Source organism: Chitinophaga sp., from assembly GCF_035538455.1.
GTDB lineage: Bacteria > Bacteroidota > Bacteroidia > Chitinophagales > Chitinophagaceae > Chitinophaga.
The window spans coordinates 1-17,413 of sequence record NZ_DATLKJ010000228.1; the positions used below are offsets into that span (position 1 = coordinate 1).

The window sequence follows — 17,413 nt, forward strand, 5'->3', positions numbered from 1 at the left end:
AAACTTCCCCGATTCACCCGGAAAGCTATATGCAAACAGATCAGGTTGACTATCTGCCATCCCAAAAGCTGCTTCCAGGGCAAATATGAGATCGGGAGTTACACTGATAGTCCCGTCTGGATTCATTGTACTTACCACGTAGGTAGAGCCTATTATTTTAAAGATGCTGTCAACATTCATATAACCTCCCAGCCATCCTTTATATCCAACAAAGTCATTTATACCATTCTGCATCTGTGTTATCATTCCCCCATAATTCAACGTCCATCCTAACCCAACATTTCCTGCTACCTCTTCCACTTTTACTCCTCCGGCATGATAACTCATAGTCACGGGAATCTGCAATCCTGGTAACTGAATATTGTACAAAGGAACCGAGATATCGGGTACACCCGTATGAAGCGATACAGGAATATCGCCATACTTGCCCAACGACTGAGCCTCCGGGGAAGCCATATTGAACTTATAGATTCTCTGATCCATTCCAAGATTAGAATTTCCTTGTGCACACACCTCTGCACCAGAGAAAACGATAAGGATAAACAAACTGACTATACGCATAGGAATTCTATTAATAATACTGCTAAGACTGAAATTCATTTTGGTTATAAACGTGCATAAAAACATAGCGAAACACCATGTTCACTTATCCCTATCTGAAAGCATACATAATAAATTAGGTTCACGGGTCAACATCTTCATAGTTCGGGATTTATTGATGGTTACACTGTTCCTCAGGGATAATATCAGTTGATAAGAAAATCTTTCACTTGACAATACGAAGAAAATGATTTTTCCTGATATCAGAAAAACTCTTTCATTTCTCCACCGAAACTACTCCCACAAACCGCATCCTATCTGCAAGCAGTCGCACAAAATAAAAAAGTCCTGAACATCGTCAGGACTTTCCCGGTATTGGTAAATATCATCTTAAAACTGTGTGGCCAGGTACGCCATCGCGCCCATACCTACCTCAATCGCTTTCTCATCTACATCAAAGGTAGGCGTATGCACACCGGAAGTAATGCCTCTCGCTACATTACCGGTTCCCAGCCTGAAGAAGCAGGCGGGTATAACCTGTGAGTAGAAGGCAAAATCTTCAGCACCCATGCGAATTTCGGTGTCTTCCACCTGTGATTGGCCGAGGTAGTCTTCTGCGAAGGCACGCGCTTTGGCGGTTACTTCTTCATTGTTATAAAGGGTAGGATACCCTACTAGTATTTCCAGGTCTATTTCTGCACCCATAGCTTCAGCGATGCCTACTGCCTGTTTGCGGATCAGTTCATGCGCTTTGAAACGCCATGTTTCGTCCATAGCCCTGAAAGTACCCATCAGTTTCACTTCGCTGGGGATCACATTGGTGGTGAAACCGCCGTTGAAAGCGCAGATGGAAAGAACGGAAGGGGAGAACGGATTGTTATTACGGGAGATGATCTGCTGCAGGCTTACTACCAGTTGCGATGCTACAAGAATAGTATCTACGGTAAGATGCGGCTGTGCCGCATGGCCACCTTTACCTTTTATAGTAATGTATATTTCATCGGCGCTGGCCATATACTTGCCGGCGCGAAAGCCCAACTTGCCAGCCTCAATGGGAGGCTGCACATGCATGCCCAGGATAACGTCTGGACGTGGGTTTTCGAGCGCGCCTTCTTCTATCATGATGCTGGCGCCGCCGGGATGCTTTTCCTCTCCGGGTTGGAACAGGATCTTAACAGTGCCTTCCAGCTCATCTTTCAGTTCATGCAGGATCTTTGCAGCACCCAGTACACAGGTAGTGTGCACGTCATGACCGCAGGCATGCATTACCCCTTCATTAACGGACTTATAAGGCACGTTATTGGCCTCAGTGATAGGCAGCGCATCAATGTCTGCACGCAGTGCAATTGTCTTGGAAGAAGGGTTCTTTCCTTCAATCAATGCAATGATGCCGGTACCGGCAATACCTGCTTTATATGGAATGCCAAATTCATCCAGTTTCTGCCGGATGAATTTCGAAGTTTCATATTCCTGGAAAGATAGTTCGGGATGTGCATGTATATGATGCCTGATGTCTATAAAAGCCGGTGCATAAGCTTTCGCCAGCTCCTTAATACGGTTCTTCATTCGATAGTTCTTTATCCGGTGACACGTTAATAATAGCCGGTACTACAAATACGCCTCCTGAAAAAAGGCTGGATAGTTTATCACGCAGTTCTGTGGCTTCTTCGCGGCTTTTGAAATCGCCTACGCGCACTTTAAAATAGGGAGCCTGGTAATCGAGGTAAGTACGATAGTCGCTGTACAGCTGCATTACGCGCGCTTTGGCTTCGTTGGCATCACCTCTTTTGTTAGTGGAAATTACCTGCACCCGGAAGCCCGCCTGATTACGGATAGCCAGTGTGTTGATGTAGATCTGTTTACGGATCAGCACATCCACACGCCCGTCTTTGATCACTTTTACATTTCCGTTGCCAGCCAGCGCATTATCCTGCGCTATTGCCCAGCTACTTATCAACAGGCTGCAAACCAGGAAGAATAATTTTTGCATCGGTACTGTATAATTAATTATTAATAATCGTTCGTGTTGCCGGTAGTATCGCTGCTGTTTTCATCCTTGCTCTCTTTCATGATGCTCACGCTGGCACTCGCGCCTATGCGTGTAGCGCCGGCTTCTATCAATGCCTTCGCAAAATCAAAGGTACGAATACCTCCCGAAGCTTTGATCTGTATGTTCTCCGGTAGGTTGGCCCGCATCAGCTTCACCGCCTCAACAGTAGCGCCTTTTTCTGCATAGCCGGTGGATGTTTTCACGAAATCCACACCATACTTGCTGTACAGCTCGCAGCATTTCACAATCTCGTCCTCCAATAATATGCCACTTTCGATGATCACCTTCACTACTTTCTGCTTTTCCCGGATGATGTACATCAGGTTAGCAATCTCTTTTTCAAGATATTCCCAGTCATTATTCTTAATAGCCGAAATATTGATCACCACATCCAGTTCATCTGCACCGTCTACAATGGCCAGCACCGCTTCAGCTACTTTTGCTTCAATAGCGGAATACCCGAACGGAAATCCTATTACTGTAGCCACTTTGGTAGTGGTGGCGCCAAGAAATTGTTTAGCCAGTTTCACATAGGGCGGCGGTACGCAGGCAGCTGCAAAGTCATATTCCACGCACTCCATGCAGAGCTTTTTGATGTCTTCCAGTGTAGTGGTAGGCTTCAGTATTGTATGATCTATATAGCGATTGATATGCATCTTCATAAAATAATTACAGGGCGAAATTAATGCAAAAACGGATTACGTTGCCGTAATCCGTTCTAATATGATCTCACATCAGGATATATTAAAGATCCTTACCGTGACAGTTTTTGAATTTTTTACCGCTTCCGCAAGGACAGGGATCATTGCGGCCTACTTTAGGACCTACACGTACCGGCTCCATTTTCTCTTCTTCCACGTGTTCAGCATATTCCTGTGCAGGTGCGCCGTTACCGTTATGCTGTTCTACGATATCCTCATGTGAAGCGCGCAGTTTGCTCATATCGGTCTTTTCTTCGTGGCCTTCACGGATCTGCTCTTCAGTAGGTGCTTCCTGGCTTACAGGAATACCACACTTACAGAGGAAGGATACAATGTCGCGGCTGGTTTCTCCATCCATCTGTTTGAACAGTTTGAAGGCTTCCAGCTTATAGATCAGCAGTGGGTCTTTCTGTTCGTATACTGCACCCTGTACGGACTGTTTCAGTTCATCCATTTCACGCAGGTGCTCTTTCCATGCTTCATCGATCAGCGCCAGCGTAATGCTGCGTTCCAGCGCACTGATGGTTTCATGACCTTTAGTGTCTACTACCTTTTTCAGGTTAGCCAGCACGTTGATGCCTTTCTTACCGTCCGTGAATGGGATGGAAATATTTTCGATGTGCTGTCCCTGTTCCTCGTGAATACGCTCAATCACAGGCAGGGTGTTGGAAGTGATCTCGTTGGATTTGCGGTGATAGCTATCCACAGCTTCATGATACAGCTTGGAAGTCAGCGTGGGCACGTCTGTACGGGCCAGCTCTTCTTTGGTCACGGCTGTATCAATGGAGAAGTTGATGATCGCATCCATTTTGAATGCATCGTAATCACCACTTTCTTTATGAGTGATCACCATATTTTCAGCAACATCATAAAACGCGTTGTCTGTATCGATAGCAAGACGCTCGCCAAACAGGGCGTGATTACGTTTCGCGTAGATCACCGTACGCTGTTTGTTCATTACGTCATCGTATTCCAGCAGGCGCTTACGGATACCGAAGTTGTTTTCTTCCACTTTCTTCTGCGCTCTTTCGATAGAACGGGTGATCATGCTGTGCTGGATCACTTCACCTTCTTTATAACCCATGCGGTCCATCAGTCCGGCAATACGCTCAGAACCAAACATACGCATCAGGTCATCTTCCAGCGATACGAAGAACTGGGAGGTACCCGGATCTCCCTGACGACCGGCACGGCCACGCAGCTGCCTGTCTACACGACGGCTTTCGTGTCTTTCCGTACCGATGATAGCCAGCCCACCAGCTTCTTTCACTCCGGGGCCGAGCTTGATGTCCGTACCACGACCAGCCATGTTGGTAGCGATGGTCACAGCTCCGGCCAGACCGGCTTCCGCAACGATCTGGGCTTCGCGGGCATGCTGTTTTGCGTTGAGTACGTTATGCTGTACTTTCTCGAAGGTCAACATTTTACTGAGCAACTCAGACACTTCCACGGAGGTAGTACCTACCAGCACCGGGCGGCCCTGATCGCGCATCTGTTTAACCTCTTCGATAACGGCTTTATATTTATCCCGCTTTGTTTTGTATACGAGATCTTCAGAGTCCTTACGTGAAATAGGCAGGTTAGTGGGAATAGTCACCACATCCAGCTTATAGATTTCCCAGAGCTCACCGGCTTCTGTAGATGCCGTACCGGTCATACCGGCCAGCTTGTGATACATACGGAAGTAATTCTGAAGGGTGATAGTGGCGAAGGTTTGTGTAGCGGCTTCCACTTTCACATTTTCCTTTGCTTCAATCGCCTGGTGCAGACCATCTGAATAACGGCGTCCATCAAGGATACGACCAGTCTGTTCATCCACAATCTTCACCTTACCATCGAGTACTACGTATTCCACATCCTTGTCGAACAGGGTGTATGCTTTCAGCAACTGCTGTACGGAGTGGATACGGTCTGACTTCAAGGCATAATCCTGTAGCAGAACCTCTTTACGCTGAAGTTTTTCCTCAGGCGTAACTGACAACTTTTCAATTTCCGCCAGTTCAGAACCCACATCTGGCATAACGAAGAAGTGAGGATCTTCTCCTGCGCGGGTGATTTCTGTAATACCCTTTTCAGAGAGATCTACGCTGTTGTTCTTCTCTTCGATAATAAAATACAGGCCTTCATCCACTTTCGGCATTTCACGCTGCTGATCAGCGAGATAATAGTTCTCTGCTTTCTGCAGCAATACTTTTACACCAGGCTCACTGAGATATTTAATCAGGGCACTAGCCTTGGGCAAGCCTCTCCAGGCACGCATCAGTGCAAGACCACCGGTTTTCGGATCATCTTTACCTTCACTGATAAGCTTCTTAGCTTCAATGAGGTATTGGTTCACCACTTTCTTCTGTAACTCTACCAGGTTCTGGATACGAGGCTTGAGCACATGGAATTCCTGCTCTTCACCACGGGGTACAGGACCGGAGATAATCAGTGGCGTACGTGCATCATCCACCAATACGCTATCCACCTCATCCACCATGGCGTAATGATGTTTACGCTGCACCATTTCGTCAGGGCTATGCACCATGTTATCACGGAGATAGTCAAAGCCGAATTCATTGTTGGTACCGTACGTAATATCCGCCAGGTAAGCGCCGCGGCGGGCGGCTGTATTTGGATGGTGTTTATCTATACAATCAACGGTAATACCGAGGAATTCAAAAAGAGGGCCGTTCCATTCGGAGTCACGACGGGCGAGGTAGTCGTTCACGGTTACAATGTGTACGCCTTCGCCGGCCAATGCATTCAGGTATGCAGGCAATGTGGATACCAGTGTTTTACCTTCACCTGTCGCCATTTCAGCGATCTTACCCTGATGCAGTACGGAACCGCCTATCAACTGTACGTCGTAGTGGATCATATTCCAGGTAACCATGTTGCCGGCAGCGTTCCAGGAATTACTCCAGGTAGCTTTGTCGCCATCGATGGTCACATATTCCTTTGCTACTGCCAGCTGGCGGTCCAGTGCAGTTGCTGTAACAGTGAGATTAGTATTAGTAGTTAAACGACGCGCTGTTTCTTTCACCACTGCAAAAGCCTCCGGCAGCAACTCCTTCAGCACTACTTCCAGATTCTTGTCGCGGTCTTTTTTTAGCAGATCTATTTCCTGGTAGATAGTATCTTTCTCTGTAACGTCTTCAGCTGCTTCGGCTGCATCCTTTTTCGCTGCTATCTCCTGGTCAATAGAGGCCAGGTGCGCGCTGATGCGCTGACGAAAATCCTGTGTTTTTTGACGCAGGTCGTCAATAGGCAGGGATTGCAGTTTTTCGTACTCCTCATTAATCTGGCGCACTAATGGAGCGATCGACTTAATATCTCTGTCGGATTTATTCCCTCCAAAAAGTTTTGTTAAAAAACCTAACATGTTGAATGTTTAATTACGAATTACGATTTCTATTATTGTAACATTATCCCCATCCCTGGCTGAATTGACGTCAGTTGGTTTAGTGTTTCTGCTTACCAGCCTGTGGCACAAAGGCTGTGGCTTAGTGAGTTAAAACAGGCCGGGGACTTTAAGTTACTCAAATACTGTGCTTGGAAAAACAAACTGTCAAGGTGTCAGTCCCCCACCAGCCGCTTTACAAGGTCGGTAAAATTAGTAATAAATTCGGGGATTTCGGGGCATAATGTAAAAGTCAAAAAAACTATATTCACACCCATGATCGACGAGTCGCTGTTATTGGAGCAGCTCGCGGCCGGGGACCGCGGGGCATACACTGCTTTATATAAATATTATCAGCCCAGGCTTTTTCGCTATCTCATGCCTTTTACCGGGAACACCCCCGGAATGGCGGAAGAGATTACCCAGGACATTTTCGTGAAAGTATGGTTCCGGAGAGAAACCTTTGCCGGCCTTCAGTCATTCGAATTTTATCTGTATCGTATGGCGCGTAACCGGCTTATCGATATTTTCCGGCAGGAAAAAAAACGTAAACTGCTGGATGGAGAACTGAAAGAACTGGAACAACACGACTATGATCCGGAAGATGAGCTGAAATACCGCGAATACCACCAACTCGCCCGCACAGCCATTTCTCTGCTGCCGGAAAGAAGAAAACAGATTTTCGAACTAAGCACGCAACATGATCTTTCCTGGGCTGAAATAGCCAGCCACCTTAATATTACCACGGCTGTCGTAAAAAAACAGCTCCATCTTGCCAGCAGATTTATCCGGGACTATATCCGTCAATACGGCGATATGGCTGTGGCTATCCTGGTACTGCTAATGCTGATGTGAAAAAATTTCAGATTTTTTTTCGACCCACCATCCCCTTTCGATTTATTCAAACGTGTATATATTACCGTGATGAACAACTATCTGGATTTATTACAGAAAATCGCCGCAGGCACAGGCACGCAAGAAGATAAAGCCACACTGGACAAGTGGCTGAAGACTTTGAGCGTGCAGGAATATCACGATGTGCTCTTGCAATTGGAGGCTGTAATAGCTGCGCAGAAAGATGCAGCGCCCTACGATTCCGGCCTGCTGGAAAAGATTAACCGGCAGATCGCAAAAGAAGAACAGGCAAATATCATCCCGGTACACCGCAGGCCCTGGTTCCGCTACGCGGCCGCAGCTGCTGTACTGATCGCAATAGCGCTCACCTGGTTCATCACGGGAACCAGCGACCACAGCAAACCAGTACTGGCAGCGGTAAAACAACCCGGTGCCCCTGGCGGCAGCAAAGCAGTGCTGATCCTCGCAGGTGGCCAGCAAATTATACTGGACAGCGCACAAAACGGCGTATTGGGTAACCAGGGCGGTTTACAGCTGATAAAGCCAGATAGCGGGCAACTGATATATAAAGGCGCCGCTACCGGCGAAGTAGTATACAATACACTTGAAACACCACGTGGCGGCCAGTTCCGGATAGTATTGCCGGACGGCACACATGTATGGTTGAACGCGGCTTCCAGCCTGCGCTTCCCGACATCGTTCTCCGGAGAAGACCGCGCCGTGGTACTCACAGGTGAAGCCTACTTTGATGTAACACCGGATGCCACCAGACCATTCACGGTGAAAACAGACAGAATGGATGTTGTCGTACTCGGCACCAGCTTTAATGTCATGGCCTATGCCGACGAACAAACCGTCAGAACCACACTGGTTTCAGGCGCCGTAAATGTAGTGGCAAGGAAAGCTGTAAGTCGCCTCACACCCGGACAACAGGCAGAACGAACCGGCGACAGTCCCTCCCTGCATGTATCGCAGGCCAACATAGAAGCCGCTACAGCCTGGAAAGAAGGACATTTTATGTTTGACGAAACAGACATTCAAACAATTATGCGACAGGTGGCCCGCTGGTACGACGTAGAAATAGAATACCAGGGCGACTTCCGGGGCGTAACACTCTCAGGGGTCATGTCGCGCAAAGAAAACGTATCACAATTACTGGATATACTGGAAACTACAGGAAGTGTACAGTTTAAACTTGACAACAGCCGGATCATAGTTATACCAAAACGGTAGTAAACGATCATCATTCTATTTACAACGTAAAGATATAACCACCATTATATCAGGGACTTCTATTGCCAGATGTCAACATCTATAGTGAACAGCTACCACCAACCAGTCTGAGTATAAACAATCAGCCAGTTTCTGCATTAGACAAATGATTATAAAAGATGAATAAGTAAAACCAACAACCAACCATCAGGGCCTGAAAAGAAAACCGGGAGTGCTTGGAACCACCCCCGGCCGGACGTTCAGGCCCATTATCAATTGCTGCATCCGTTCAAAAAAGCAGTCATCAAAAACCAGCCTAAACAGTACGAAAGTATGAAAGTATTTCTATGCACAAAAGTCAGGCCCCGGCCGCTGACTTCATCAACCAAAATGCTGTTAATTATGAAATTAACATCTGTCATCCTCTTATTCGCACTCCATCTCAGTGCTGCATCCTACTCACAGTCTGTAACTATCTCCGGCAGAAAACTATCGTTTAAGGCGGTGTTCAATATGATCCGGGCACAGACCGGCTTCGAATTCATCTATAACCCAAAGCTCATCAACTCAGCCGGAGTTATAGATCTCAATATTCGCAGCACGCCTCTGAAAGATGCACTCAATCAATGTTTCAATCAGTCAGACCTCACTTACGAAATAAAGTTCAATACCATTATTGTAAAAGAAAGGCCCATAGAGCGCATCATCATTGCAGACATGATAGCCGCCATGCCACCAATAGAGATAAAAGGCCAGATCCTCGATGGCAAAACCGGCCTGCCTGTTGCCGGTGTAACCATCGGCATACAAGGCTCCACACAAGGTACCACTACAGACCTGGAAGGAAAATTCGTGCTCGCGCTGAAAAACCGCGGCGCCGTGCTGATCATAAAACACATCGCCTACGATCCCATTGTCCTCACGGTACAGAATAACACAGACCTCACCATCCGTCTGCAACCACGGGCTATCCAACTAGAAGGACAAGTAGTGACTACGGGTATGTATAAACGGCCCAAGGAAAGCTTTACCGGTTCCGCTACCACTATCTCCGGCTCCCAGCTGCGCAACGTGAGTATGGTCAATGCGCTCGATGCCATCAGGATATTTGATCCTGCTATCCGTATGCCCGAAAACATGCAGTTCGGCAGCGATCCTAACCGCCTGCCGGAAATCAATCTCCGCGGCACTAACAATTTCCCGCAACAGGCCACCGGTAAAAATCTTCCCGGTTCCGGAGCTGACTTCATGGCCACCTACAACACCAACCCCAATCAACCATTACTGATCCTCGATGGCTTTGAAGTAAGCCTCCAGAAATTATACGACCTCGACATCAACCGCATCGCCAGCTTCACCATCCTGAAAGATGCTGCCGCCACCTCACTCTATGGCTCCAGAGCCGCCAACGGCGTGATCGTGGTAGACACCAAACAACCACTGCCCGGTAAACTACAGGTGAGCTACAGCGGCGTAATGCAGGTAACAGCGCCAGATCTCACCGTGTACCACCTGCTGAATGCACGCGATAAACTTGAAGTAGAAAGACTGGCAGGTATGTATAGTGAATACAGCAATCGCCCCGAAAGACCAGATCTGGATGCATTCTACAAGCAGTTGTACGCCAATCGCAGGACTGCCGTTGAACGTGGTGTCAACACCTATTGGCTGGCACAACCCGTTACTACCGGCGCTGGCCAACGTCACTCGCTCTACCTCGAAGGCGGCGATCAGTTCGTACGTTATGGTCTCAACCTTGGCTTTAACAGGGAAGCCGGCGTAATGAAAAACAGCTACCGCAATAACTATAGCATAGACATGAACCTCAGCTACCGCTTCAAAAAACTGCTGTTCAAAAATGTATTGTCTGTGAACTACAATAAATCCAACAACTCTAAATATGGTAACTTCAGCGACTATACGAAACAGAACCAGTACTGGTCCCCTTATGATTCCAGCGGTCATGTGGTTCCCATACTGGAAAGCTACTACAGCCCAAGCACCGGCATATCAAAGATCTATCCCAATCCATTGTATAACGCCACGATTAATACCATCAACAATACAGAATATACTTCCGTCTCTAACCAGACAATGGTAGAATGGAATATGGGAAAAGGGTTCAGACTCTCCGGCCGCTTGGGCCTCACCCGTCAGACTGATGAAAGCAACTACTTCCTGCCGGCAACCCATACGTCTTTCCTGCAGGAGGGTGATATCACCAAAAGAGGCAGCTACACCAAAGGTCATAGCAAGTTCTTCTCTTACGATGCCGGCCTGAATCTCGACTATTCCCTGCGTTCTGGGAAACACCTCTTCTTTAATACCACCAGTATCAGCACCGCACAAACCATGAGCGAAGGCACAGCTGTAACGGTTACCGGCTTCCCAACAGACCGCCTCGACCAGATACAGTTTGGTAACGGGTATCCCATCAATACACGCCCTGCGGGGAATGCGGCTACAACCCGTCGTATATCAGGATTCACCAACATGAGCTACAGTTATGATAACCGCTACTCCGCCGACTTCAGCTTAAGTGCAGACGGGTCTTCGCAGTTCGGCGCCGACAAACGCTTTGCACCTTTCTGGAGCGCAGGCGCAGGCTGGAATCTCTCTAAGGAAGCATGGCTGAAGTCTGCCAAATGGCTGAACCAATTTCGTATACGCGCCAGCGTTGGTACCACCGGCAGCAACAACTTTCCACCATACATGGGCTTAACCACCTACCAGTACTACACCGATCAGAACTACCGCGGCCAGGTTGGCGCCACACTGATAGGATATGGGAATACAAACCTGCAATGGCAGCAGACCCTCAAACGCAACCTCGGTACGGATATACAGGCATTCGCCGGACGTTTCTCTCTCCGGTTTGATGTATATAAAGAAACCACCAACAGCCTCATACTGGACATCAACACCCCGCCGTCAGCAGGTGTTACCAGCTACAAGGAAAATGTGGGCGTGCTGGAAAACAAAGGCTATGAATTCAATGCTACCATTTTTGCCATCAAAAAAGACAATAAAGGCATCTATTGGAGCTTCTTCATCAATGGCCTTCATAACAATACCTACATCAAACATATTTCCAACTCTCTCAAAAAACTGAATGAGCAGAATGATAAAAATGATAAGGGCCAGCAAAAATCCCCCCAGCTCCGCTTTCAGGAGGGACAGAGCCCCAATGCCATATGGGCTGTGCGTTCTAAAGGGATAGATCCTTCTAGCGGCAAAGAACTGTTCATCACCAAAGACGGAAAGCTCACCTACGACTGGAATCCTGCCGACAAAGTAGTAGTAGGCGACCAGATACCAGAACTGCAAGGCAACTTCGGTACCAATGTTACCTTTAAAGGACTGATGCTAGGGCTGTATTTTAACTACCAGTATCGTGGCGCCACCTATAACCAGACATTGGCCGACCGTGTGGAAAACGCCAACCTGGAATACCAGGTAGATGAAAGGGTATTATTAGGAAGATGGAAACAACCCGGAGACCAAACCTTCTTCAAAGGACTGATTACGGAAGAAGGTTATACCAATACCACACCCACCTACGCCACTTCCAGGTTTGTTCAGCGGTATGAATACATCAATCTGCAAAGCATCTCACTGGCATATGTGATACCGGAGAAGTATACACGAAAATGGAAGTTGCAAAATACCCGCATCGGATTTATTGCCAACGATATCACCAGATGGTCGTCCATCACCATTGAACGTGGTCTCGACTATCCTTTCGCCAGAAACTTCACACTCAATCTCAGCACCTCATTCTAAATCATGAAAAGCGTCAGAAAAATGAAAAATAAATATTATGCAGTCTTTCTTTTGCTGATCATTGTTACTGCCGGCAGCTGCAAAAAGTGGCTGGATGTACGCCCCGAAACGCAGGTACTGCAAAAAGATCTGCTGTCCAATGAACAGGGCTTTCAGGATGCCCTGACAGGCGTATACATGAAAATGGCAGACAGCACCCTTTATGGACAGAGCCTCACCATGACATTCCTGGATGTGATGGCCCAGCGCTATAATATCAATACACAATCGCAGGCATTCTATCAGGCTTCTGTCTATAATTATATAGACGCCGGTACAAAAACCAACATCGCCGATATCTGGACTAACATGTACAGCGCTATCGGGAATGCGAATAACATACTGGCATATGTAGATGAAAAGAAAAGTGTTTTCTCCGGAAACAATTTTGCAGTCATTAAAGGCGAAGCACTGGCACTCCGTGCATTGCTGCACTTTGATCTGCTGCGTCTCTTCGGCGCATCCCCGGTGGTGGACCCGCAACGGAAAGCGATTCCTTATGTGACGGTCTTTGGAGTGAAGGTTAGTCCACAACTGACGGTAAAGGCAGTGGCAGACAGTTGCCTCAGAGACCTGGAAGCTGCAGCTGTATTACTGGGAGCAGATAAGACCGTCCGGAGGGACTTCACTGACAACCCATTCATCTCCTATACGCGCAATCACATGAATTACTGGTCTGTAAAAGGATTACAGGCACGCATACAGCTCTATATGAGTAACACGCAGGCGGCACTCACCGCTGCCCGCGAGGTGATCAGCAACCAGGCAGCATGGTTTCCGTTTGTAACCAATGAAGCCGCTGCTGCACTGTACAATCGTGACCGTATTTATGCCAACGAAATCCTTTTCGGGCCTTATTGCTACAAAATCGTCAGTTATACAGATAAGTATTTCAAAAACACTGCAACAGCACAACCACCGCTCTCCATCACCAGCAAGGCACTCGGCACACTCTATGAAACCAGTACCGGCGGTAGTTCCGACATCCGCTTCAACTACCAGTACCAGTCCATTGCCGGCGCAATGTCACCCGCGAAATACAGCGTTGAGAATGTAAATTCAAGTGCATTCTGGTTGATAAACAACATCCCCGTGATACGCCTTTCAGAGGTATACTATATCGCCGCAGAATGCGCGCCCAGCATTCCGGAAGGTGTTGATTACCTCAATGTAATACGGAAGCAACGCGGTATCGCTGCCTTACCTGGCAACATCTCCGCGGCCAATTTCCAGGCAGAGATACTGAAGGAATACAAGAAAGAATTTGTGGCAGAAGGGCAGCTGTTCTATTACTTCAAAAGAAAGAACGCGGCAAAGATAGACGGCAGCAGCATTGCAGCCGGCGACAGAGTATACATACTTCCGCTGCCCGACAATGAAATTGAATTTGGCGGACGCTAATCATTAAAACATAATCTGATGAAACATATATTCAACTATATATCCCTTGCTGTATTGTGTTACCTGGTAGCGGGCTGCAAAAAAAGCCCGCTGCTTTCCTTCGGCGAACCTGCTGCCGTGTATTTCTACAAAGCATCTTATGATGTGAATGCAGATAGTACGGTCTATTCCTTTGCCATAAAACCGGATACGCTCCTCGTGGATACCGTGAAAATACCACTGCGTATCTCCGGCGAAGCAGCACCTGTAATCCGTGAAGTATCCGTCAGCCCGGTAACAGACAGCACCACCGCTGTAGCTGGCACACATTATACTTTACAGTCTTATACTATACCGGCAGGCGCCTATACCGGTACCGTCGCCGTTCTTGTAAAACGTTCGCCAGACCTGAAACAAAAGAACGTGAAACTGCTACTACAAATCATCCCTTCAAAGGATTTTGAACCAGGCGTGCTGGATTCTAAAGGTAACGGCAAAGTTTCAGGTGGCGCCACCAGGTATCTCATTGTTATCAACGATTATCTCACCAAGCCCTCCAACTGGGATTCACGGCTGGTATACTTCTTTGGGGCCTACAGCGCGGTAAAATATAAACTCATGATCCAGACGTTGGGCACCGCCATTATACCGGATTCGTTGCCTTACGGACAGTTTACCGCCTATGCCACACTCTGCAAGCAGGCGCTGGACAAATACGAAACAGAACACGGTCCACTGATCGATGAAAACGGTGTGCAAATATCATTCGATTAACATTATTCTCTGGAATTCACAACAATCAAATATGCATCAAAGACTATTCATCATACTCACTATAGCAAGCTGGTGGTTCATCAGCGCCTGTTATAAAGACAAAGGAAATTACACATACCAGGATATCAACAAAGTAGGCGCGGCAGTCGGGAAAGATACCTTCACCGTATTTCAGTTCGATACGCTGGACATAACCGCGCAGATTACGCAAACGCTCCCTGATCCTGCGGGCCTCACCTACAAATGGGTGATGTATCCAGGCAGTCAGCTGACCAGGCGCACGCTCGACTCTACCAGTGCGCACCTGCATACCATGATCCCGGAAGCTCCCGGTACTTATACCCTTCACCTCTTTATTACGGATAATAAAACAGGGGTCACCAACATTAATAAAATGACGGTGAAGGTATTAAGCGCATTCAACGAAGGCTGGCTGGTGCTGGAAGATGGTAGCACGCAGGCCGATCTCTCCATGATCACACCGGTCAATACTGTATTCCACCGCATCTATTCCAAAAGTAACCCGGAACGGCCGTTGCCCACCGGCGCCAATATGGTAGATGTAACCATGCGCCGTAGCGACCAGGTCATCTATGTACTTTCACCTGCTGGTGGTATTCAGGTAGATTACACATCCTTTCGTGTCACCACTTCTTTCAACGACTGGTTCTTTGCCCCGCCGGCTGTCATCAAACCGGAGCTGCATATCGGCTACAGCGGCGGCGAAGTCATTATCAACAATGGGCGTCCATACAGCTTTGCCACTATGGTGCCTCCACCATTCAAGTTCGGACCGGCGCCCGTGGGCAGCTACTACCTGGCTCCATTCCTGATGTCCAGCGATATACGTGGTCCCATATACTACGATACCATTGCACAGGGCTTCCGCTATCCTGATCCCTGGACCTTTGACCTGTATCCGCTGGAAGGTGCGAATGAATTTTTCACAATGAAGAAAGTAAGCAAGCGGCTGATACAGGCTGCCCCAGGGCAGGGTGCGCAGATAGCCTGTCTTTTTAAGAACAATAACAATGATTCGCTTTTCGTATATACGTTCCAGTCAGAAGGCGAGTATAGTGAGCCTACCGGTGCCTCCCCTGTAAAAACCGCTCCTGGTCTGGGAAGTACCCGTGTCTTCTGTCCATCCAAGATGCTGCCGCATATCTATTATGCAAGTGATAATAAACTCTACCTGTATGATATACCCGCGCAGTCCGCACGTCTGGCATATACATTCCCTGCCGGTACAGAAGTACGCAAAATGAAAGTATTCCCGCTAACCAACCGTGTCCTGGTAGTGGCTACACATGAAGCAGGGAAAGGAAAGGTCTATTACTTCCCCGTAGGCGCTACTGGTGATTTTGAAAACAATACCTACAGCAAAGTGTTTGAAGGCTTTGATAAGATCAATGATATAGCATATAAGACAGGGAGGTAGATCGTCTGATATATAGGATTCAGCCGTTAGTGATGTAGCCGGAAGGTGCATTGCTAACGGTTGTTCTTTTAATGTACATTATAACGGCTTAACAAACTTTATATCACTAAAGGAATTTTAGTGATATAATCTTGTAAATTCACAAGACTTTTTTCCGCCATCACCCGGATGGTACTGGGTATCGCCCTTTTGTTCACAGCCCCCTTGTCTGTAACGTTCCGGTACCTTATTGTGATCATCTTTTTATTACCGGTGATAAGATATATTTTTCATCAGTGGCAGCAAATGGAAATGAATGTTTTTTTTACCGGCTATCCGAAGCTGGGGATCATAAGCAGTGTTTTTATCTCAAGAACTACGGCCATTACAATGGCAAGGATAGTCTGAACTACCTCGTAATGGATAAGTGGAAGGGCCGCGACAGCGCCTCAGTTCCTTTCAGGGAGCAATTCCGGCTGCTGTTGCTCCATACAGATACTATGCCCACCCGGAAAACTGTTCCCTACCAGTTATACAAGCAGTTTCAAGCCGGGGACTATCTTAATAAAGAGGAACACCGCGGCCTGTTTTGGGATTAAATGGGTTAGCTATCATTAATGCGTTGCATTATTGAGAAAAGAGAAATCATGTTGATCTTTTAAATAGCTCAATACATTTCTTCCCTGATCTATTCCAGCAAAACAATTTCGACAGGCAATACAATTGAGCTTTCCAGGTATCCATCCTGGTTTATATATAAGGAACTGGCAGTATCAGGCTGTACATCACGTTTACATGAGGGCCTGTTATGTTCAGGCGAAACAGCTGCTTTCTTTTCAGGCTTCCTGCATGCAGATTGCAAAGCGGCCGTAATAACAGTGGGGGAGGCGCCTTCTTTCAGCATTCTTATGGCTATACCGGTAAGCTTCCGGTATAAGGCATGCTCTTTCTGTTCTTTGGGCAAAGCACGGTACACCGCAGCCGCAATACGGGAAGCCTCCGCAAGGATGGCGGCATGCTTCATCGTATTACGGAAAGCCGGATCTTTCTTCACCCTTTTGCTGGTAAGGGAACTCTTCAGACGTATATAGTATCTCCCATACATCTCGTAGATGCAAAGATTCTGAATAGTACCCATAAATGGTGGCTTAATGCCTTCACCTAAATCTATCTTTGCCATGGGATAAGGGCTTAAACAACAACGTCTTACCTAAATTTACCGATATTGTATAAAAGCGCCAAGTATTTTAACAGCAGGCTTTCTCCATTCTCCAGCT

The 17,413-nt window shown here is 47.3% G+C and carries 13 protein-coding genes; 7 read left to right on the top strand and 6 right to left on the bottom strand.

Annotated elements, in window-relative coordinates; genetic code table 11:
* The 5 genes from VM802_RS26930 to secA form a co-directional block, all read right to left on the bottom strand.
* Positions 1-483: hypothetical protein (locus VM802_RS26930; protein ID WP_325536582.1), on the bottom strand; the 483-nt coding region annotated here is incomplete at its 3' end.
* 447 nt (positions 484-930) lie between these two features.
* The gene (locus VM802_RS26935) at positions 931-2,106 is read right to left on the bottom strand and encodes a M20 metallopeptidase family protein (protein WP_325536584.1); all 1,176 of its coding nucleotides are present in this window, start codon (positions 2,104-2,106) and stop codon (positions 931-933) included.
* Positions 2,090-2,530 carry an SPOR domain-containing protein gene (locus VM802_RS26940; RefSeq protein WP_325536586.1) on the bottom strand — a complete coding sequence of 147 codons (441 nt, stop codon included), beginning with the start codon at positions 2,528-2,530 and terminating at the stop codon, positions 2,090-2,092. Before VM802_RS26940 ends, VM802_RS26935 begins: the two co-directional genes overlap by 17 nt.
* A 20-nt stretch (positions 2,531-2,550) precedes the next feature.
* Complete coding sequence (gene deoC / locus VM802_RS26945) at positions 2,551-3,246, bottom strand: deoxyribose-phosphate aldolase (protein WP_325536588.1); 696 nt, start codon at positions 3,244-3,246, stop codon at positions 2,551-2,553.
* Positions 3,247-3,334: 88 nt separating this feature from the next.
* Complete coding sequence (gene secA, locus VM802_RS26950; protein WP_325536590.1) at positions 3,335-6,658, bottom strand: preprotein translocase subunit SecA; 3,324 nt, start codon at positions 6,656-6,658, stop codon at positions 3,335-3,337.
* Positions 6,659-6,952: 294 nt separating this feature from the next.
* Here secA and VM802_RS26955 point away from each other — a divergent pair, with 294 nt between their 5' ends.
* The 7 genes from VM802_RS26955 to VM802_RS26985 all read left to right on the top strand — a co-directional run bounded on the left by VM802_RS26955 (position 6,953) and on the right by VM802_RS26985 (position 16,735).
* Complete coding sequence (locus tag VM802_RS26955; protein ID WP_325536592.1) at positions 6,953-7,531, top strand: RNA polymerase sigma factor; 579 nt, start codon at positions 6,953-6,955, stop codon at positions 7,529-7,531.
* A gap of 69 nt (positions 7,532-7,600) precedes the next feature.
* Positions 7,601-8,764: a FecR family protein gene (locus tag VM802_RS26960; protein ID WP_325536595.1), complete on the top strand. Its 1,164-nt coding sequence runs from the start codon at positions 7,601-7,603 to the stop codon at positions 8,762-8,764.
* A 381-nt stretch (positions 8,765-9,145) separates the two neighbouring features.
* Entirely contained in the window at positions 9,146-12,526 is a 3,381-nt protein-coding gene (locus VM802_RS26965; protein ID WP_325536597.1) for a SusC/RagA family TonB-linked outer membrane protein, read from the top strand.
* Between the two features lie 21 nt (positions 12,527-12,547).
* Positions 12,548-13,966 carry a RagB/SusD family nutrient uptake outer membrane protein gene (locus tag VM802_RS26970; RefSeq protein ID WP_325536599.1) on the top strand — a complete coding sequence of 473 codons (1,419 nt, stop codon included), beginning with the start codon at positions 12,548-12,550 and terminating at the stop codon, positions 13,964-13,966.
* An 18-nt stretch (positions 13,967-13,984) separates the two neighbouring features.
* Positions 13,985-14,719, top strand: a complete 735-nt coding sequence (locus VM802_RS26975) for a DUF4843 domain-containing protein (RefSeq protein WP_325536601.1) — start codon at positions 13,985-13,987, stop codon at positions 14,717-14,719.
* A 31-nt stretch (positions 14,720-14,750) separates the two neighbouring features.
* Positions 14,751-16,157, top strand: coding sequence for a PKD-like family lipoprotein (locus VM802_RS26980; RefSeq protein WP_325536603.1), 1,407 nt, complete (start codon positions 14,751-14,753; stop codon positions 16,155-16,157).
* Between the two features lie 275 nt (positions 16,158-16,432).
* Positions 16,433-16,735: a hypothetical protein gene (locus VM802_RS26985; protein WP_325536605.1), complete on the top strand. Its 303-nt coding sequence runs from the start codon at positions 16,433-16,435 to the stop codon at positions 16,733-16,735.
* Positions 16,736-16,824: 89 nt separating this feature from the next.
* On the opposite strand, the gene VM802_RS26990 is transcribed toward VM802_RS26985, so the two are convergent.
* Entirely contained in the window at positions 16,825-17,316 is a 492-nt protein-coding gene (locus tag VM802_RS26990) for a hypothetical protein (protein ID WP_325536607.1), read from the bottom strand.
* Positions 17,317-17,413: the final 97 nt, after the last annotated feature.